At 40.9% G+C, this 18,126-nt stretch carries 13 protein-coding genes, 1 pseudogene and 1 riboswitch; of the genes and pseudogenes, 13 read left to right on the forward strand and 1 reads right to left on the reverse strand.

The genetic code is table 11. The features are described from left to right. The first annotated feature begins 42 nt into the window (after positions 1 to 42). The 13 genes and pseudogenes from CKW02_RS02370 to CKW02_RS02430 all read left to right on the forward strand — a co-directional run bounded on the left by CKW02_RS02370 (position 43) and on the right by CKW02_RS02430 (position 17,778). Positions 43 to 1,098, forward strand: coding sequence for a tartrate dehydrogenase (locus tag CKW02_RS02370; RefSeq protein WP_003214340.1), 1,056 nt, complete (start codon positions 43 to 45; stop codon positions 1,096 to 1,098). 72 nt (positions 1,099 to 1,170) lie between these two features. Beyond that, the gene (locus CKW02_RS02375; protein WP_003214040.1) at positions 1,171 to 3,357 is read left to right on the forward strand and encodes a DNA topoisomerase III; all 2,187 of its coding nucleotides are present in this window, start codon (positions 1,171 to 1,173) and stop codon (positions 3,355 to 3,357) included. 197 nt (positions 3,358 to 3,554) lie between these two features. Then, positions 3,555 to 4,637: a glycosyl hydrolase family 8 gene (locus CKW02_RS02380; protein WP_003214245.1), complete on the forward strand. Its 1,083-nt coding sequence runs from the start codon at positions 3,555 to 3,557 to the stop codon at positions 4,635 to 4,637. Then, positions 4,618 to 5,469, forward strand: a complete 852-nt coding sequence (locus tag CKW02_RS02385; protein WP_034620220.1) for a GGDEF domain-containing protein — start codon at positions 4,618 to 4,620, stop codon at positions 5,467 to 5,469. Before CKW02_RS02380 ends, CKW02_RS02385 begins: the two co-directional genes overlap by 20 nt. Next, the gene (locus tag CKW02_RS02390; RefSeq protein ID WP_003213951.1) at positions 5,459 to 7,174 is read left to right on the forward strand and encodes a DUF2334 domain-containing protein; all 1,716 of its coding nucleotides are present in this window, start codon (positions 5,459 to 5,461) and stop codon (positions 7,172 to 7,174) included. Before CKW02_RS02385 ends, CKW02_RS02390 begins: the two co-directional genes overlap by 11 nt. A 22-nt stretch (positions 7,175 to 7,196) precedes the next feature. After that, entirely contained in the window at positions 7,197 to 8,435 is a 1,239-nt protein-coding gene (locus CKW02_RS02395; RefSeq protein ID WP_372706120.1) for a glycosyltransferase family 2 protein, read from the forward strand. A gap of 4 nt (positions 8,436 to 8,439) precedes the next feature. Then, positions 8,440 to 10,527 (forward strand): cellulose biosynthesis cyclic di-GMP-binding regulatory protein BcsB, encoded by a 2,088-nt coding sequence (locus CKW02_RS02400; protein ID WP_003213845.1) that lies wholly within the window; start codon positions 8,440 to 8,442, stop codon positions 10,525 to 10,527. Between the two features lie 69 nt (positions 10,528 to 10,596). Continuing rightward, positions 10,597 to 10,744, forward strand: a riboswitch (cyclic di-AMP (ydaO/yuaA leader). Between the two features lie 112 nt (positions 10,745 to 10,856). Further along, on the forward strand, positions 10,857 to 12,683 hold the full coding sequence (locus CKW02_RS02405) for an APC family permease (protein ID WP_003213937.1): 1,827 nt from the start codon (positions 10,857 to 10,859) through the stop codon (positions 12,681 to 12,683). Between the two features lie 70 nt (positions 12,684 to 12,753). Next, complete coding sequence (locus CKW02_RS02410; protein ID WP_095117743.1) at positions 12,754 to 14,475, forward strand: pyruvate oxidase; 1,722 nt, start codon at positions 12,754 to 12,756, stop codon at positions 14,473 to 14,475. Positions 14,476 to 14,708: 233 nt separating this feature from the next. Continuing rightward, the gene (locus tag CKW02_RS02415; protein ID WP_003214309.1) at positions 14,709 to 16,268 is read left to right on the forward strand and encodes a ribonuclease YeeF family protein; all 1,560 of its coding nucleotides are present in this window, start codon (positions 14,709 to 14,711) and stop codon (positions 16,266 to 16,268) included. A gap of 14 nt (positions 16,269 to 16,282) precedes the next feature. Further along, positions 16,283 to 16,792: a hypothetical protein gene (locus CKW02_RS02420; RefSeq protein WP_003213814.1), complete on the forward strand. Its 510-nt coding sequence runs from the start codon at positions 16,283 to 16,285 to the stop codon at positions 16,790 to 16,792. A 222-nt stretch (positions 16,793 to 17,014) separates the two neighbouring features. Then, positions 17,015 to 17,462 (forward strand): annotated as a pseudogene (locus CKW02_RS02425) (toxin-antitoxin system YwqK family antitoxin). A 91-nt stretch (positions 17,463 to 17,553) separates the two neighbouring features. Then, positions 17,554 to 17,778: a hypothetical protein gene (locus tag CKW02_RS02430; RefSeq protein WP_003214145.1), complete on the forward strand. Its 225-nt coding sequence runs from the start codon at positions 17,554 to 17,556 to the stop codon at positions 17,776 to 17,778. 39 nt (positions 17,779 to 17,817) lie between these two features. On the opposite strand, the gene CKW02_RS02435 is transcribed toward CKW02_RS02430, so the two are convergent. Then, the gene (locus CKW02_RS02435) at positions 17,818 to 18,081 is read right to left on the reverse strand and encodes a hypothetical protein (protein ID WP_003214365.1); all 264 of its coding nucleotides are present in this window, start codon (positions 18,079 to 18,081) and stop codon (positions 17,818 to 17,820) included. Positions 18,082 to 18,126: the final 45 nt, after the last annotated feature.

The following is an 18,126-nucleotide window of genomic DNA, read 5'->3' on the forward strand; positions in this document are numbered from 1 at the left end:
TAAACGGTCGACGGTCGACCGACAATAAAGGGGGAGAAATAAATGAAGCATGTTTCAATTGCGGCGATACCAGGTGACGGGGTTGGGAAGGAAGTTGTACCTGAAGCCATACGAGTATTGAAAGCGGTATCAGAAGTGCATGGCAGTCTGTCTTTTACCTTTCAGGATTTTCCGTGGAGCTGTGAATATTATTTAGAGCATGGCGAGATGATGCCAAAGGATGGATTACATCAATTGAAAGCCTTTGACAGCATTTTCTTAGGGGCTGTCGGAGATGCCAATTTAGTGCCGGATCACGTATCACTTTGGGGACTGCTTATTAAGATTAGGCGGGAATTTGAACAGGTGATAAACATCAGACCTGCAAAACAGCTGAGCGGCATTCGCTCACCGCTTGCTCAGCCAAAGGATTTCGATCTTCTAGTTGTCAGAGAAAACGGTGAAGGTGAATATAGTGAAATTGGAGGCCGTATGTATCAAGGGGAAGATCAGCTTGCTGTTCAAAATGCAGTGTTCTCAAGAAAAGGGACAGAGCGTGCGATGCGTTTTGCCTTTCAATTAGCAGAAAAAAGGCGAAAGCATGTGACGAGTGCAACCAAATCGAATGGGATCGTTCATACCATGCCTTTTTGGGATGAAGTGTTTCAAGACGTAGCAAAGGATTATCCAGAGGTGAAAGCAGACTCGCAGCACATTGACGCGCTCTCAGCTTTCTTTGTAACAAGACCAGAAAAATTCGATGTGATTGTGGCCAGTAATTTGTTTGGTGATATTTTGACAGACCTTGGGGCCGCCATTATGGGAAGTATTGGCGTAGCGCCTGCCGCCAACATTAATGTAAATGGTAAATACCCATCCATGTTTGAGCCTGTACACGGATCAGCTCCAGACATTGCGGGAAAAGGAATCGCCAACCCAATCGGTCAAATCTGGACCGCTAAACTCATGCTGGATCATTTCGGAGAGGAAGAACTGGGCACACATCTGCTCGAAACCATCGAATCAGTCACAGCAGATGGCTTTTTAACGGCAGACATCGGTGGCGCCTATCAAACGCAAGAAGTCACAAACGAAATCATCACACGATTGAAGAAATAATCCGTCATTAGAACCGCATCTCCACGTCTGCTATAATAAAAGGATGGATAGAAGAAAGAGATGTGAAATCTAGTGTCAAAAACAGTTGTATTAGCAGAGAAACCTTCAGTCGGACGTGATCTTGCACGTGTGCTGAAGTGTCATAAAAAAGGAAATGGCTTTTTAGAAGGAGATCAATACATTGTGACGTGGGCGCTTGGCCATTTGGTCACACTGGCTGATCCAGAAGGCTACGGAAAAGAATTTCAATCCTGGCGTTTAGAGGATTTACCAATCATTCCCGAACCGCTTAAGCTTGTGGTGATGAAAAAAACAGGCAAACAATTCCAAGCAGTGAAAGCGCAGCTTGCGAGGAAAGATGTCAAAGACATTGTCATCGCAACAGATGCTGGACGTGAAGGGGAGCTTGTCGCTCGATGGATTCTTGAAAAAGCGCATGTGAAAAAGCCTTTGAAACGATTATGGATCTCATCTGTCACGGACAAAGCCATTCAAGAAGGCTTTAAACGATTAAAAGACGGCAAAGAATACGATAACCTGTATCGCTCAGCCGTTGCACGTGCAGAGGCAGACTGGATTGTCGGCATCAACGCAACAAGAGCGCTGACAACGAAGTTCAATGCACAGCTTTCCTGCGGACGGGTGCAAACACCAACGATCGCCATGATCGCCAAACGAGAAGAAGACATTCAGCAATTTCAGCCGAAGCCGTTCTATGGATTGACTGCACAAGTAGATGGACTGACTTTGACATGGCAGGATGCCAAAACAAAGCAAAACCGGACATTCCAAGAGAGTGTGATCAAAGAACGCTTGACAGCCTGCGAAGGAAAACCAGCAGTGGTTGATGCGTTGAAAAAAACAGCGAAAAAAGCTTTCGCGCCGGGACTGTACGATCTGACTGAATTGCAGCGTGATGCACATAAACGCTATGGTTTTTCAGCCAAAGAAACATTATCTACGCTTCAGCGATTGTATGAGCAGCATAAGCTCGTAACATATCCACGTACAGATTCACGATTTATTTCAGCGGATATCGTTCCTACATTGAAAGATCGTTTAAAAGGAATGAACGTCAGACCGTACGCCCAGCATGTGAACCGGATTTTACAATCAGGTGTGAAAGCGCACAAAGGCTTCGTCAATGATGCCAAAGTGTCAGATCACCATGCGATTATTCCAACCGAGGAAGAGCTGTACCCAGGAGTATTAAGCGATAAAGAGCGTAAATTATATGACCTCATTGCCAAACGTTTCCTTGCGGTACTCATGAATCCTTTCGAGTATGAGGAAACAACGGTCATCACCAAAATAGGCAGTGAAACGTTCACAGCAAAAGGGAAAACCGTGCAAGCAGCTGGCTGGAAAGCCGTGTACGATGACTCATATGAAGAAGAGGAATCAGCCGAGGCAGATCAACATTTGCCGCTGCTTTCAGAAGGACAGTCACTAGACGTTCGACAGCTGAAAGAGACAAGAGGAGAAACGAAGCCTCCTGCACGTTTTAATGAAGCGACCCTATTATCTGCTATGGAAAACCCAGCGGCATTTATGCAGAACGAGGAAAAGGACTTAGTGAAAACCCTTGGTGAAACAGGTGGTCTAGGGACAGTAGCAACAAGAGCGGATATTATTGAAAAGCTGTTCAATAGCTTCTTAATTGAGAAAAAGGGCAAAGACATTTTCATCACATCGAAAGGGAAGCAGCTGCTCTCGTTAGTGCCTGAGGACTTAAAGTCCCCTGCGTTAACAGCGGAATGGGAACAAAAGCTTTCTAAAATCGCCAAAGGGCAATTGAAGGCTTCTCAATTCATGAGTGAAATGAAGTCATATGCCAAACAAGCCGTATCTGAAATCAAACAGACGAACCAGACCTTTAAGCATGACAATGTCACTGGCACCCATTGTCCAGACTGCGGTAAACTCATGCTGAAAGTGAATGGAAAACATGGCACGATGCTCGTTTGTCAGGACCGAGAATGCGGCCATCGTAAAAATGTGGCGAAGAAAACAAACGCACGCTGCCCGAACTGTCATAAAAAGCTCGAGCTGCGCGGAGAAGGCGATGGCAAAATCTTTGCTTGTGTATGCGGCCATAGAGAAAAGCTGTCTGTCTTCGAAAAACGCAAATCTCAATCCAATCAAAAGAAAGCCAGTAAGCACGATGTGTCTAAATATATGAAGAAACAAAAGAAAGTGGAAGAACCAATTAATAACGCACTAGCTGAACAATTAAAGAAGTTAAAATTAGATCAATAGTTCTATAAAAACCCGTGCGGAAACGCATGGGTTTTTCAGTATTATTAAGTATATAGACATATTGTTTTTCTGAAAATGGGAATAAATATGCGAAAAGGCTCGTAATTTGGCATAAAATATTCATTTAAATTTAAACAAAAACGCTCTATAATAAATCGTTAGATGCTTAGAGAACGCGGAATTGAAAGGGGACACGAATGCATACACGCATATATCGTACAGCAATTGTTTTACTCATTGTCATTCTACTAGGCGGATGTACCTGGGAACAGCAGAAAGAATCAGCTGATCCAGTATCATCTCAGCCCGTTTTGCCTGGAGAATATTTTATCACTCACCACTTAATGACAGATCAAGGCTTAATTCGCACCTCTTTTGCAGAGCAGCACATCTACTTATCTGAATCACTTGGACTTTGGATGGATTATCTTGTTCGAAAAAAAGATCAAAATTCATTTGACCAACAATTTGATGTTCTGCAAGATCAATTTTTACTAGACCATCATCTTCTCAGCTGGCAAATTGAATCCGATCAAAAAAATAAGGCCAATGCTTTAGTCGATGATTTACGTGTAGTGACGGCACTTCAAAAGGCAAATCATTTGTGGAAGAAGTCAGCGTATCAAACGACAGCAAAAGAAATCGCTCAAGCGTTAAAAGAAAAAAACATGTTCAAAGGCATATTGTCCGATTATTATGATGCATCAACCAATCGAACTTCACATACAATCACACTCTCATATATAGACCCAAAAGCAATCAAAGAATTGGAATCCCTCCAAATATTCACGAAACAAATGACCAGTAACCAATTAGCCATTCTAAAACAAGCACCGAGAAAAAAAGGATTCTTTCCTAAATCCTATGACATAAAGAAAAAAACCTATTCATTCGATCAAGAAATCAATATGATCGATCAACTTTATACAGCTTTACATGCATATCATGCAAAGGTGAATACGTCCGAGATCATGAAATGGCTTAAAACGTCGTTTAAACAAGAAGGCAAACTGTACGGAAGATACAAACTGAGCACATTGAAGCCATCTGTCACATATGAATCGCCTTCGGTATATGCACTCGTCATTTTGTATGCCCTTAAACAAAACGAGCTGAAATTCGCAAAGACTGTCTATCACCGCATGAAAGAATTACAAACTCAAGATCCTCTCAAGCCTTACTACGGAGGATACATGAACGAAAAAGAGACACACTCATTTGATAACTTATTGCCTTTAATTGCAGAAAGGGAGCTTCTAAATGAATCGGTTGTTCAGTAACACGTATCGCTTGTACTATTCTCTGCTCCTCACGTTTGCAGGCCTTATTTTGTTTATGGGCTACCTTAACGTACAAGATGCGGAGAGCTTTATGATCATCGCACTGACATTTGTCGTGTTAGGCTGTGGTATTTTATTTGGTATCCTACCAGCATTAATTTTCACCTTACTGTTTTTGTTCTTTATAGGAAGCGTCATGTTCTTTACAGAGCTTGGTCATGAAAATTCCCTTTTTTCAAATCAAACATTGCAAGATGTAGTAATTTGGGGCGTAGCACTTCTTTTTTTCGCTATTTCAGCGGGAAGCTTGCATGAACGGATCAATACGCTGCGTCACACCATTGAACAACAAAAGCAGGCCATCAAACAATTTGTGGCGATTGACTCGACAACAGGATTTGACAATGCTGAGCGGATGAAGCTCGAATTATCCGAGGAAATGAAACGGGCAGAACGGTACAAACAGCCATTTGTCTTTATCCTTCTTCATATGAATTACGCAGCGGAATTCAAATCGTTATATGGAGAAAAAGAAATGCAGCATCTATTTCAACAATTAAGTCTCAAGATACGCGAAAGCGTAAGAGAAACCGATAAGAAATTTCGGTTATCTGAAGAACGAATGGGCTTGCTGCTAACCCATACACCAGAAGAAAATGTGTCAGTTGTCCTTGATAAGCTAAAGGATAAACTGCAAACGCATGTCCTATTAAACGGTCGTGAAGTGACCTTGACATTTCATGTCTGTCATTTAACAAGCAGCTCGGATTATCGTACGCCAGAGCAGTTTTTAGAAGAACTAGAAAAAGAGATGATGATGAATGAACTTTAATTCTTTGATGAAATGTTGTTTGATGATCACGCTTTTTTCGATTCTTTCGTTTAAACACATGGCTTCAGCCGATGCGCTCGTCACGCAGCCAAATACACTGATCGTTTATTCCACACCATCGGGGGAAGTGACTCCAGCCGTTCATATGCTGGATCTACTCGCCGGTCATTTTTCAAAACAGACGACGATTGTATCTGATGAACATTTGGCTGAAAAGAGGATGAATGAATTTCAGCAAGTCATTTATCTTGGAGAAATAAAGAGAACCCTGTCAAAACAAACCATTCGTGCGACGAACGAATCACAGCAATTCATCGCCATTGGATACAATGCGGAACAGCTTCGCCCATTCTCCAAGCTTACTTTTCACAAACAAGATCATATCAGTCAATTGAAACATACACATGATCAGACATACCGTCAGCTAGAGAGAAGGATCAATGTGTTAACGGTTCGAGGGACAGACTTGGAAAATGAATTTCTAGTGAAGAAACGTCAATCTGATCTGCCATTTGTGACTCAGACAAAAGAAGGTACGGCATATATCGGTATCTTAGATGTCGTGCAACACAACAAGCTTCTTGCAGAAGTGCTAGAAAAATACATGCCATCTTCTGTGCAAATGAAGACAAAATACGTAATGCTCGGGAACATCAGTCCAGCAAGTGACGAGAAGAAGCTACTAGAACTTGGACAATACGTATCCGCACAGCATATTCCTTATCAAATTGCAGTGACCCCTGTTTGGATAGATCGAGCAACAGGTGATGAAGTCACACTGAGCGACCGCCCGAAGCTCGTGAATGTGTTAAAACAATTGCAAGAAAATGGAGCGAGTATCATTCTTCATGGCTTTACCCGTACGTATCGAACGGAGGAATCTGGTCAGGGATTTGAGTTCTGGGATGCAAAATATGATCAGCCCATCACGACAAATGATCCAAAAAATGCAGAGAAGAAACAAAGTAAAAGCCAATTCCCAAATGAAAAAGACTTTCATACGTATACCAAATTGAATCAGCAGCAAGAAGTCGCCTATACAGAAAAGAAACTGACAAAGGGCATTGAGCTTCTTGCTAGGCAAGGCTTATATCCTCTTGCGTTCGAGGTGCCGCATGATGCGATATCACAAAAAGGTTATGAAGTAATTTCAAAGCATGTGTCCAGTCTATTTGGACAGGTGCAGCTGTCAGACCGCACTTGGAAAACAGCCGGTGCATCGCCGCTCGTGACGTCTCCTGCCATGTTACACGGCATGACCTTATATCCTCAGCAGCAAGTTGAGCAAGTGTTTGACAAAGAAGGTTCAAATGTTTTAACTGAACAGACGATTCAATCCGTGCAGCATCTGCAATCAGCCGCAATTGGGCTGTCCTATGACGTGGAGTTAGGGATAGCAGGGTTACAGGATTTGATCACACAGATGGAGGCAATCCCTTCTAGCGAATGGCTGGATGTAAAGAAAACAAAACAGACGGTCCAAACTGCACATGTAAAAATCCAAACATCTGGGAATGGACATATTCAAGTAGAGGAATCCAACATCGCCGAAACAAAAACAGTCAAACGAAGTGGCATGGAAAATATGCTGAGAATTCTCACGGTCGTGGTCATGCTGTTTATTGCGGCATTTGCTTTATACACATTGTATTTAAGACTGACAATGAAAAAACGAATTTTTAAGGAGAGAAAATTAGGTGGCTGATGTCTTATTTTATCTTTCATTAATGCTCATTTGGATCATGCTTCTATACCACATGTTTCTCATGCAGGGCGGCTTTCAGCATTACCTCACCTATGAAAAAGTGCTGCCTAAATGGACAAAACAAGGGAAAGAGCTGCCGACCGTCAGTATCCTGATTCCTGCTCATAATGAAGAGGTCGTCATTCGGCAGACATTAAAAGCGATGGTTCAGCTATCTTATCCTAAACACCTCCTTGAAATCATTGTGATTAATGACAATTCTTCTGATCGCACAGGAGAGATTGTGCAATCATTCAGTGAGCAATATGATCATGTCCATATGATTGAAACGAAGCCGCCATTTGCAGGGAAGGGAAAATCCACTGCACTGAATGAAGGTTTGAAGGCTTCAACAGGAGAAGTGATTTGCGTATACGACGCAGATAACATGCCTGAACCAAAGGCTGTCTATCATTTGGTTCTTGGATTATTAAATGACCCAAAAGCAGGCGCTGTTGTCGGGAAATTCAGGGTGATCAATGCAACCAAAAATTTGCTGACCAAATTTATTAATATTGAGACCATCTGTTTCCAATGGATGGCGCAGGGCGGGAGATGGAAATGGTTTGGTATTGCAACAATACCAGGTACCAACTTCGCCATCCGCCGGCACATTTTAGAAGAGCTCGGCGGCTGGGATGTCCAAGCTTTGGCCGAGGACACCGAATTAACGATCCGTGTGTATAACCTGGGATATGTGATTCGATTTTTTCCAGCTGCGCTCACATGGGAACAAGAGCCTGAGACATGGAAGGTCTGGTGGCGGCAAAGAACGCGCTGGGCTAGAGGGAATCAATATGTTGTCCTTAAATTTTTAAGGCAGTTTATGAAGCTGAAACGAAAACGAATGGTTTTCGATTTGTTTTATTTCTTCTTTACGTATTTCTTATTTTTCTTCGGCGTTCTGCTCTCAAATGGCATCTTTATTGTAAACCTATTTGTTGATCTTCATTTATCTGTAGGGGCTGTCGCACTAATCCTTTGGGGATTAGCCTTCTTCCTCTTTCTAACAGAAGTGATGATTACATTAAGTATTGAGAAAACAGAGCTCACCAAACAAAATATTCTCATTGTGGTCCTCATGTACTTCACCTATTCTCAAGTATGGATTGCGCTTGTCGTGTACTCCTTATGTGTAGAGGTGAAGAGCCGATTATTGAAACAAGAAGTGAAATGGTACAAAACAGAGCGTTACGATCAACAACAAAAGAAAAGCGGGTGACAAATTGAAATCGGTCAAATGGATGTTTTTAATATTAGCGCTATCCCTTGCCATTCAGCCTTTTTTCATGGCAAGTCAAGCAATGGCGCAATCCAATCGAGTACAAGTGAAAGACGATTGGGTTCACTCATCAAAAGGAAATCAAACAGAAACGCAGCATCTATCAGAAGATGTGGTGACATTGTATGGTCAAGAAGACCGCACTGAATTTTCCTATCAAATGGAGAAAGAAAAAGTAGAGTCTAGCACTCTTACATTAAATATAGAGGCTTCACCATTACTAATATCGCCATCATCTTTCACAGTGATGATCGATGGAGAGATTGAAAAAACGATCCCTGTATCAGGGAAAAACCCCAAAAAATCGATTCAAATCAAATTGAACAAAACGCAACTAAAAAAAGGATCTCATCAAATTCAGCTCGCATTTTATGGTGTGTTAAAAGAAGGTGTGTGTATCAACCAAGAGACGCCTGCCAATTGGCTGAAAGTATATCCTGAAAGTGAGCTGGCGTTCAAAGGAGTTCAAACGAAAGACGTGACGTTAGACAGCTTCCCTTCACCATTTATTCCATCAGGTGATCAGGAAGAACAAACAGATATTGTGATTCCAAATAAACCAGAAGCGGCTGAATTAGAAGCGGCTATGAAAGTATATCGTACGTTGAAAAACAAAGACCGCCTAGCAGACCTCAAACTCGTTCAAGAAAAGGACGTCGAGCAAATTGCGCACCCAACTATTGCTGTTGGAGCAAAAGGAAGCTGGAATGGACGAATAAAATCGCTCGAGCAAGCGGCTGGAATTAAAACAGAAGGCGATCAACTTACGTTAGCGGTGAGAACCCTGACAGCAAAGAAAAAAGAACAGCCCATTTTATTTGTCACTGCTAAGCAGCCAAAGACAATTGCTGAAAAAATCAATGTCTTGACTCAGCCAGAACTGACAGGTCAGCTCACTGGAACCGACTTGCTGCTGCAAAAGGTGACAGCTAGTGCTTCTAAGCCATCTCATCATATTTCCTTAATAGATTTTGGCGCAGATGATGTCAAAGTTGGAACCAAAAAGACAGCATCTGATCATTACTATTATCCGAAAGCATTAATGGCTCAACAAAAATCAGGTGCAAAACTAAATCTATCATTTAAAAAATCAGATCCAGCGAACAAAGCAGAGCGTCTAACAGTGATGATCAATAACGAACCGCACGACGTACCGTTAACAAAACTAGGAAACAAAGATGAGAATGGGTTCTACCATGTGTCGATTCCAGTAGATTCACAAGTGCTTCAAGAGAACGAATATGTGGACTTACAGTTTGTCACAACAGGTTTTAAAAACATGGAATCCTGTAGACATACAGATGAAGAAGGCTGGATTTACATTGATAAGAACAGCTCTCTTCAAATACCAGAAGGAACAACTATTGATACACCGGACTTAGCCGCATGGCCGCTTCCTTACACTTCAGAAACGGAGCAAGGAAACACATTGATCATTATGCCAGATCAAATCAATCAAGCCTCAATCAATCAAATGGCTATGCTGACCGAATCATTTAGTCAGCCGGAAGCTGCTCAATATCATTTAATTGAAGCATCGAATGTGACAAATGAACAATTGAAAAAGAACTCTCTCATTTTCATCGGAGGCATCCAGACATTCTCTCTTTTAAAAGAAAAAGCAGATGATCTCATCGTTCCAGTGAAAAAGGGTCAATATGATGTATCCTCATTTGGCATGATCAACGAAACAACAGCTCGTATTGTATGGACGCAGCCATCCGTATGGAATAAAGAACAAACCATGACCGTTTTTTCAGGAATGACGGCAGCTGACGCTGATATATCAAATGAAGTGATTCGATTCCTTCAAACAAATACTGAGACCGCAACAGTTGCAATAGAAAGCAAAAACAAAGATGTGTTCTCTAATCACCAAACAGTCAGCAATGCAAAAAATGATCTTAAAAAAGGTGAAAAGCAAGGCGTCGGTGATTCTTGGATTTACTTTGCATGTATCGCTGTACTGATCATTTTTGTCGTTGTGATGATTGTTTATTTCGTACGAAAAAACCGCAAAAAGACTGATTAATAAACGGTCAAAAGACCTCGAAAAAATCTCTTTACTTTGGTGTCAAACGGGAGTATGATCTCTTTTATAAAAGACCAATCGCTGAATCATTTCGATGAGCGGGGGAACCAATTTTGGTGGTATAAAACACCATGTGGGGTGAATCCTTTTAAGGTAGGGCAAAGTCTCATGCGCCCGAATCCGTCAGCTAACCTCGTAAGCGTTAAAGAGAGCAAAGACCAACCTGTGATCTAAACAATAGACACAGGGGCATTCTATTGCCTCTGTGTCTTTTTGGCGATCCATCTTTTGCAACTTAAATCGTTTGACACTAAAGGAGCGGGCATCACATGTACAGTTTGATGAAGCGTATTTTAATTGGTAAACCATTAAAATCACAGGCAGCAGGAGAACAAAAACTATCAAAAATCAAAGCGTTGGCATTATTGTCATCAGACGCATTATCATCAGTTGCATATGGTACAGAACAAATCTTAATTGTTCTTTCTGTCGTTAGTGCAGCAGCATTTTGGTACTCACTCCCGATTGCAGGTTGTGTATTAATTCTTTTAATGGCGTTAATTCTGTCTTACCGCCAGATCATTTATGCTTATCCAGAAGGCGGCGGGGCATATGTCGTCTCTAGCAGAAACCTAGGTGAAAAACCGGGATTGATCGCTGGCGGATCATTGCTTGTAGACTATATTTTGACTGTAGCAGTGAGCATTTCAGCGGGGACCGATGCCGTCACATCGGCTTTTCCAACACTATATCCATATCATGTCTTGATCTCAATTGTATTGGTCATCGTGATTATGGTGCTCAACCTCCGTGGATTAACAGAATCGGCATCTATTCTGGCTTATCCTGTATACTTGTTTGTATTTTCACTCCTTATATTAATTGGAGTAGGCGGTTTCAAATTATTAACAGGCGGCGTACCGCCAGCACCTGAACATACAGCGGTAGGCACACACGTACAAGGCATTACATTATTTTTGTTATTAAAAGCTTTTTCATCTGGCTGTTCTGCTCTGACTGGAGTAGAAGCCATTTCAAATACGATTCCATCCTTTAAAAAACCAGCTGCACAAAACGCAGCGAGAACATTGTTGATGATGGGTGGATTGCTAGCTGTTTTATTTGTGGGAGTCACATTGCTTGCATTTGGTTTCGGCATCTCGCCAAAGCCAGAAGAAACGGTTGTATCACAAATTGCGTCAGACACTTTTGGACGTACGTTTTTCTATTACGTGATTCAGGCAGTCACAGCGCTAATTCTAATATTAGCGGCAAATACCGGCTTTTCAGCCTTTCCGTTATTGGCTGTCAATTTAGCAAAGGATAAATATATGCCGCGTATGTTTACTGTAAGAGGAGACCGGCTTGGTTACTCTAATGGCATTATCTTTCTAGGCGTAGCCTCTATGCTGCTCATCTGGTTGTTTGATGGAAAAACAGAACATCTTATACCGCTATATGCTGTCGGTGTGTTTATTCCATTTACCCTGTCGCAGACCGGCATGTGTGTGAAGTGGATTCGTGAAAAACCGCAGGGCTGGAAAACGAAAATGCCAATCAATATCGTCGGAGCACTGATTTCTTTTACAGTTTTTATGATTCTCATTTTGACCAAGTTCCATCTCGTATGGCCAATATTTGTTTTCCTGCCTATTGTTTTATTTATCTTTCATTCCATTAAAAAGCATTATTTGTCTGTTGGAGAACAACTGCGTTTATTGAATGAAACAGAGCCTGTTGAGATTAAAGGAAATGTGGTCATCGTACCTATAGCGGGTGTCACGCGTGTTGTCGAACAATCTGTTCAATATGCAAAGTCTTTGTCAGAGCAAGTCATAGCGGTTCATGTATCCTTTGATAAAGAAAAGGATAAGAAAATTGAAGAAGATTGGGAAAAACTCAATAGCGGTGTACGGCTTGTGATGCTGCATTCATCCTATCGAAGCCTCATTCACCCGCTAGATAAATTTCTTGAGACAGTTGAAACAAAAGCAAATGCCCATCAATATAAAGTGATGGTGCTTGTGCCACAATTTATACCGAAAAAAAGATGGCACACCATTTTGCATAATCAATCTGCCTTTTTATTAAGATTCCGCCTATTATGGAAGCGGGATATTGTGGTGGCAACCCTGCCCTATCATTTTAAAAAGTAGCAGAAGCAAGTTGAAACGTTTGATCAAAAGGATGCGGTGGTATGGAGTAAGAAAAAAGGAGTTTTCTCACATGCCGCAAAGAACCGCAGGAAAAGAAGTAACAGCGCTACTGGAAGAGTGGGGCGTGAAACATATTTATGGAATGCCCGGCGATAGTATAAACGAATTGATTGAAGAACTTAGGCATGAATCAAGCCAAATAAAATTTATCCAAACGAGACATGAAGAAGTGGCAGCACTATCAGCGGCGGCTGATGCCAAACTAACAGGTAAACTTGGTGTCTGCTTATCAATCGCTGGGCCGGGTGCTGTCCACTTATTAAATGGACTGTATGATGCAAAAGCAGATGGTGCACCAGTTTTAGCAATTGCAGGGCAGGTTGCTTCGGCCGAAGTAGGCAGAGATGCATTCCAAGAAATCAAATTGGAGCGAATGTTTGACGATGTCGCTGTCTTTAATCAGCAGGTACAGACAGCAGAGGCGCTGCCTGACTTATTGAATCAAGCCATCAAAGCAGCTTATACCCATAAAGGTGTGGCAGTTCTCACCGTATCGGATGACTTATTTTCTCAAAAAATAAAGCGTAAACCCGTCTATACATCTCCTCTTTATGTTGAGGGAGAAGTACGGGCAAAGAAAGATCAATTGCTAAAGGCAGCTCAGCTGATTAACAATGCGAAGAAACCAGTCATCTTAGCAGGTAAAGGATTAAGACATGCAAAAGAAGAGCTTCTTTCATTTGCAGAAAAGGCAGCTGCTCCTATCGTCATCACGCTCCCTGCAAAAGGTATTGTGCCAGACAGGCATCCATACTTTTTAGGTAACTTAGGTCAAATTGGAACGAAGCCGGCATATGAAGCGATGGAAGAATGTGATCTCTTAATTATGCTTGGCACCTCCTTTCCATATAGAGACTACTTACCAGAGGACACGCCAGCCATTCAACTAGATATTAAACCAGATCAAATCGGCAAAAGGTATCCGGTAGATGTGGGAATTGTGAGCGACAGCAAGAGTGGTTTGCATGAACTAACTTCCTACATTGAATATAAAGAACAGCGTGGCTTTCTTGAAGCTTGTACAGAACATATGATGAAGTGGCGAGAAGAAATGGATAAAGAAAAATCTGTTGCTACTTCACCAATTAAACCACAGCAAGTCATTGCTAGACTAGAAGAAGCAGTCGAGGACAATGCCATTCTTTCAGTTGATGTTGGTAATGTCACGGTATGGATGGCACGTCATTTTGAAATGAAACAGCAGGATTTCATTATCTCCAGCTGGCTTGCCACAATGGGCTGCGGTTTACCTGGTGCGATTTCAGCTAAATTGAATGAACCGAACAGACAAGCCATTGCCGTCTGTGGTGATGGAGGCTTCACAATGGTCATGCAAGACTTTGTGACAGCTGTAAAGTATAAGCTGCCGATCGTTGTCGTAATCTTAAACAACAACAATTTAGGGATGATTGAATATGAACAACAGGTAAAAGGAAACATAAATTATGGTATAGAGCTGGAGGATATTGATTTTGTTAAGTTTGCAGAGGCGTGTGGCGGCAAAGGATTCTCTGTGTCATCACATGAAGAATTAGCTCCAGCCTTTGATACAGCCCTTCAATCCGATAAACCAGTCATTATTGATGTCGCTGTCGCCAATGAACCTCCGTTACCTGGGAAAATCACTTACACCCAAGCAGCAGGCTTCAGTAAATATTTATTGAAAAAATTCTTTGAAAAAGGTGAGCTGGATATCCCTCCACTCAAGAAAAGCCTCAAACGCTTTTTCTAAACACAAAGTAGTCGGTCTTCTGAAAAGAGGGCTGACTTTTTTTGTGATGATTAGGAAAAACATTTCAATTGTCACTTGCCTTCATTTCTATTAAAATATTTGGAAATTATTTTTGTAACTTAAAGCCTATTTTTCCAATTCGCTGAGAAAGGTAAAATAGACTTTATGATCAATAATGGAGGGAGTGACTTCTTCTGGGCAAGATACTTGATGCAAAAGCACTAACAAGTGCCATGGATGCAAGGGCAAAACACTACCAGGAACTCCGTGAACAAATGGTAGATTTAAAAAAGGCACTTCAAGGCGTGGCTAACCTCGGTGATGATTTCACTGGAAAAGGTGCCGATAACATTAAAAGCTTTTATAAAGAACTGGCTGGAAATGTAGATATGTTTATCAGCTTCATTGATAAGCAAAAAGCCTTTCATGAAGGTGTTTCTGGGACACTAGATGATACAAACTTTGGCGGCGACACCTTTGTAGAAGAACACTTTTTAGACAACGCTGTACATATGGGCATCAAAAATGCCAAAAGCATTGTAAAGGATCAAAAAAAGGCCCTTAAAACGATTTTTCAAGACATCGACGACCTCATTTCTCTAGAGGTATTTGATAGTCAAACCTTTGATGAAAAAATTGCAGATGCGGAAGACGAGCGAAAAAAGACAGTGAAAGACCTAAGAGAGCTTGATCAAAATGTAAAAGATGAATATGCTTTGTCAGAAACGGAGCAGCAAGCTACAATGGCATTGTACGTAGAAATGATCAATGCTACAAATGACGGAAAAGCCATTTCGCCTATGAATTTTGACAAGAAAGCGTATCAAAATAGTGAAATCTACAAGGCAAAAAGCGATATTGAGAAGCAAACTTCTGAATATCTGAAAATCAAAAAAGAACAAGAAGAGGCCCGCGAGATCGCAAAGGAACAAGAAGCGCTCGCCAACCGTCCTTGGTATGAAAAAGCACTCGATTATGGCGGGAATATTGTCAATGAATTGACAGGCGTGAACGATGCAAAACGTGCCGCAACAGGTGTCGATCCGATCACAGGCGAAGAACTTACTGCAGGACAGCGCGTCGCCGCAGGCGGCATGGCAGCTGCAGGATATATCCCAATCGTCGGCTGGGCAGGACGCATTTTCAAAGGTGGTAAAGCCGTCTATAAAACAACTCAAGCCACATCAGCCGCAGTCAGAGCAGTCGACATTTACAAGACATCGCAAAAGTCTTTTGACGCCTTAAAAACATCTCAAAAAGGCTTATATGGTCTTACCGCCACCAACGGCTTCAGCGAAGCGATTACAGGGCGTGATATGTTTGGGAATAAGGTCTCGAAAGAACAGCAGGAAGCGAGTATGAATGCGGCGCTGGGAATGCTTTTGCCGTTTGGGGCGAAGGGGTTCAATGGGAAGATGGGGATTAAAGGTGGTACTGTTAAAAATGTGGATAATGGTACAGTGTGGAAGGATATAAAAGTTACTCAACCACTTTATGAAGGTACAAAAATCCCAAAATCTTTTGAATTAGCAACAGTTGATGGAAAGTTCTGGGTGCACCCTAATGGGACAAAACATATGGTTGAGTATATAACTAGAGATGCAACGACACATGGTATGCCGATAAATAGTCAAACTTTATTGTCGAGTTTCCAAAGCTCTGTTAACAATGCTGCCAAGCAAGGAATTAAATATGAAGAAATTATGAAGGTAGGTAATTGGGAATTAATATTTAGTAAACCTCGCGGAGACGGATTGCTACCAGTAATAAAGCATGCTGTGTATATGCCTTAAAAGGAGAAATGATGATGTTAAAAGTAATAGAATATAAAGACAGTCAACCTATCAACATTGAATATGATCTTTATACACCGATTAATATAGAATTTGGTAGTTGGAATATATCAAAAGAGCCAACGATATATTGGAGAACTGGAGATTTCAAGAAATCTTTAATTGAAATAGGTTTAGGGAAATATACGGGTAATATTCGTTCAATTACACTAACGTTAAGTGAAAATGTACACAAAATGGAAAGTTTGAAATTAGATATGGAAGATATAATTATGGTTAAAGGTGTACCGAGTTTTCAGATAGAAGAATCTAATAATAATACCTATATAGACGAAAAAGGTAAATTAGACGTGTATATAGGTAGGGATAAGGTATTCATTTCATTCTCAGAAAATGATGCAGTATCTATTTTACAAAGTGATACAGTAGGATTTGCTTTGGATAAAGAAGAAGTAGTATGTGGTATTATCATAAGTGGTATGTTAGAACATGAAAAGAAAACATTAGAAGATGCATTGAATTAGAGTATTATGAAATACAAAAACCTTGATGACTAAATGTCTTAAAAGGTTTTTTGTGTTGATCGGAGTTTAGAAAATTATTTGATAGTGATGAATATGGTGAAGGAATTTTTCATTATCAAGAAAGTGCTAGAAGCCACCTCATGAGCAAGTGAAAACGGATTATATAATTTTTTACAGCTGTTTTTTGTTTTGTTCAAACATAGAAACGGAAAGGGTTTTTAAATATTGAATGATATATTGACAAAGAAGTTAGTTGTAGAAAGTGGTATTGAGTTTGAAAAGTCTCTAGAGTATGGGGGACCCTATGAACTAGCGATTGTAGAATATACTCAAGGAGGGAAAGAAAAACTATTTACGGGACTAGCCTATGATATGTACGAAAACGGACATGTTGAAAGTTATTTCTATGTAGAGAAAGGTATTAAACAGGGGAAGTACGTGGAGTTTTACCCAAATGGCAGTTTGAAAAAAAATAGGGTATATGAGGAAGAACACTACAGAGGGATATCAAGTGGAGTTTTTTGAGAATGGAAATAAAAAGTATGAGTGTGAATGTATTGCTGGCCGAGAGATGACTTACATAAAATATGATAAAGATGGTCATGTGAAAGAGTATAAGGAAGAACCTAATGAATCAGATTTAATATATGCTGAAAAATTCAATGAATGATCAATGGTCAAATGAATTATCAGTTAAAAAAGCTTAAAATGAGAAGAAATCAAATAGAAGTCATTACAAATTGAAAAGGGGAATAACAACCATGCTATGGATCCTCACACAAAACCAACAAACTCTGATTCATGTCCAAGAAGTCTCAGTAAGCGGCAAAAAAATTGAAGGGATGATTTTGGGGAGTACTTCCTGGGCAAAGATGCTCGGCAAGTATGACTCAAATGATCGCGCAGCCGAGATCCTTCAAGACATGATGAAGACGATTGAAGAACATCCAAATGCCACAATGACATACCGAATGCCTCTTCAATAAAAAGAAACCACCTTTCCATCGTGAAAAGGTGGTTTTTGTTTAGGATGGTGTTTTTCCAAAGGCTAAGAATAAGGGAATGCCTGTGCCAACAAGGGTGGTGGCAAATAGGAACATACCGCAAATAAATAGAAAATGGCTGGCTGAAAAGACGAGTGCCAGAATGAGAAAAACGATGCTGAGTCCTATCATGCTATAGGATGGGACAAAGCGGCGTTTGTAGGTGGCTTTCTTTGTTAGGAAGGAGAAGAAAATACCAAATAACAAAGGGACAATCCATAAGTAAAATAAAATAATAAGAGACATACATCATACCTCGATTTTTCCTTCTATTTTATCAGATGCCGATCA

Origin of the sequence: Bacillus pumilus, assembly GCF_900186955.1 — a bacterium.
GTDB classification, from domain to species: domain Bacteria; phylum Bacillota; class Bacilli; order Bacillales; family Bacillaceae; genus Bacillus; species Bacillus pumilus.

Coding starts and splice junctions, on each gene's coding strand:
- CKW02_RS02435 (WP_003214365.1), bottom strand. CDS start 18,081: ATGTCTCTTATTATTTTATTTTACTTATGGATTGTCCCTTTGTTATTT.
- CKW02_RS02395 (WP_372706120.1), top strand. CDS start 7,197: ATGCTCATTTGGATCATGCTTCTATACCACATGTTTCTCATGCAGGGC.
- CKW02_RS02430 (WP_003214145.1), top strand. CDS start 17,554: ATGCTATGGATCCTCACACAAAACCAACAAACTCTGATTCATGTCCAA.
- CKW02_RS02405 (WP_003213937.1), top strand. CDS start 10,857: ATGTACAGTTTGATGAAGCGTATTTTAATTGGTAAACCATTAAAATCA.
- CKW02_RS02410 (WP_095117743.1), top strand. CDS start 12,754: ATGCCGCAAAGAACCGCAGGAAAAGAAGTAACAGCGCTACTGGAAGAG.
- CKW02_RS02415 (WP_003214309.1), top strand. CDS start 14,709: ATGGATGCAAGGGCAAAACACTACCAGGAACTCCGTGAACAAATGGTA.
- CKW02_RS02385 (WP_034620220.1), top strand. CDS start 4,618: ATGAATCGGTTGTTCAGTAACACGTATCGCTTGTACTATTCTCTGCTC.
- CKW02_RS02390 (WP_003213951.1), top strand. CDS start 5,459: ATGAACTTTAATTCTTTGATGAAATGTTGTTTGATGATCACGCTTTTT.
- CKW02_RS02420 (WP_003213814.1), top strand. CDS start 16,283: ATGTTAAAAGTAATAGAATATAAAGACAGTCAACCTATCAACATTGAA.
- CKW02_RS02370 (WP_003214340.1), top strand. CDS start 43: ATGAAGCATGTTTCAATTGCGGCGATACCAGGTGACGGGGTTGGGAAG.
- CKW02_RS02380 (WP_003214245.1), top strand. CDS start 3,555: ATGCATACACGCATATATCGTACAGCAATTGTTTTACTCATTGTCATT.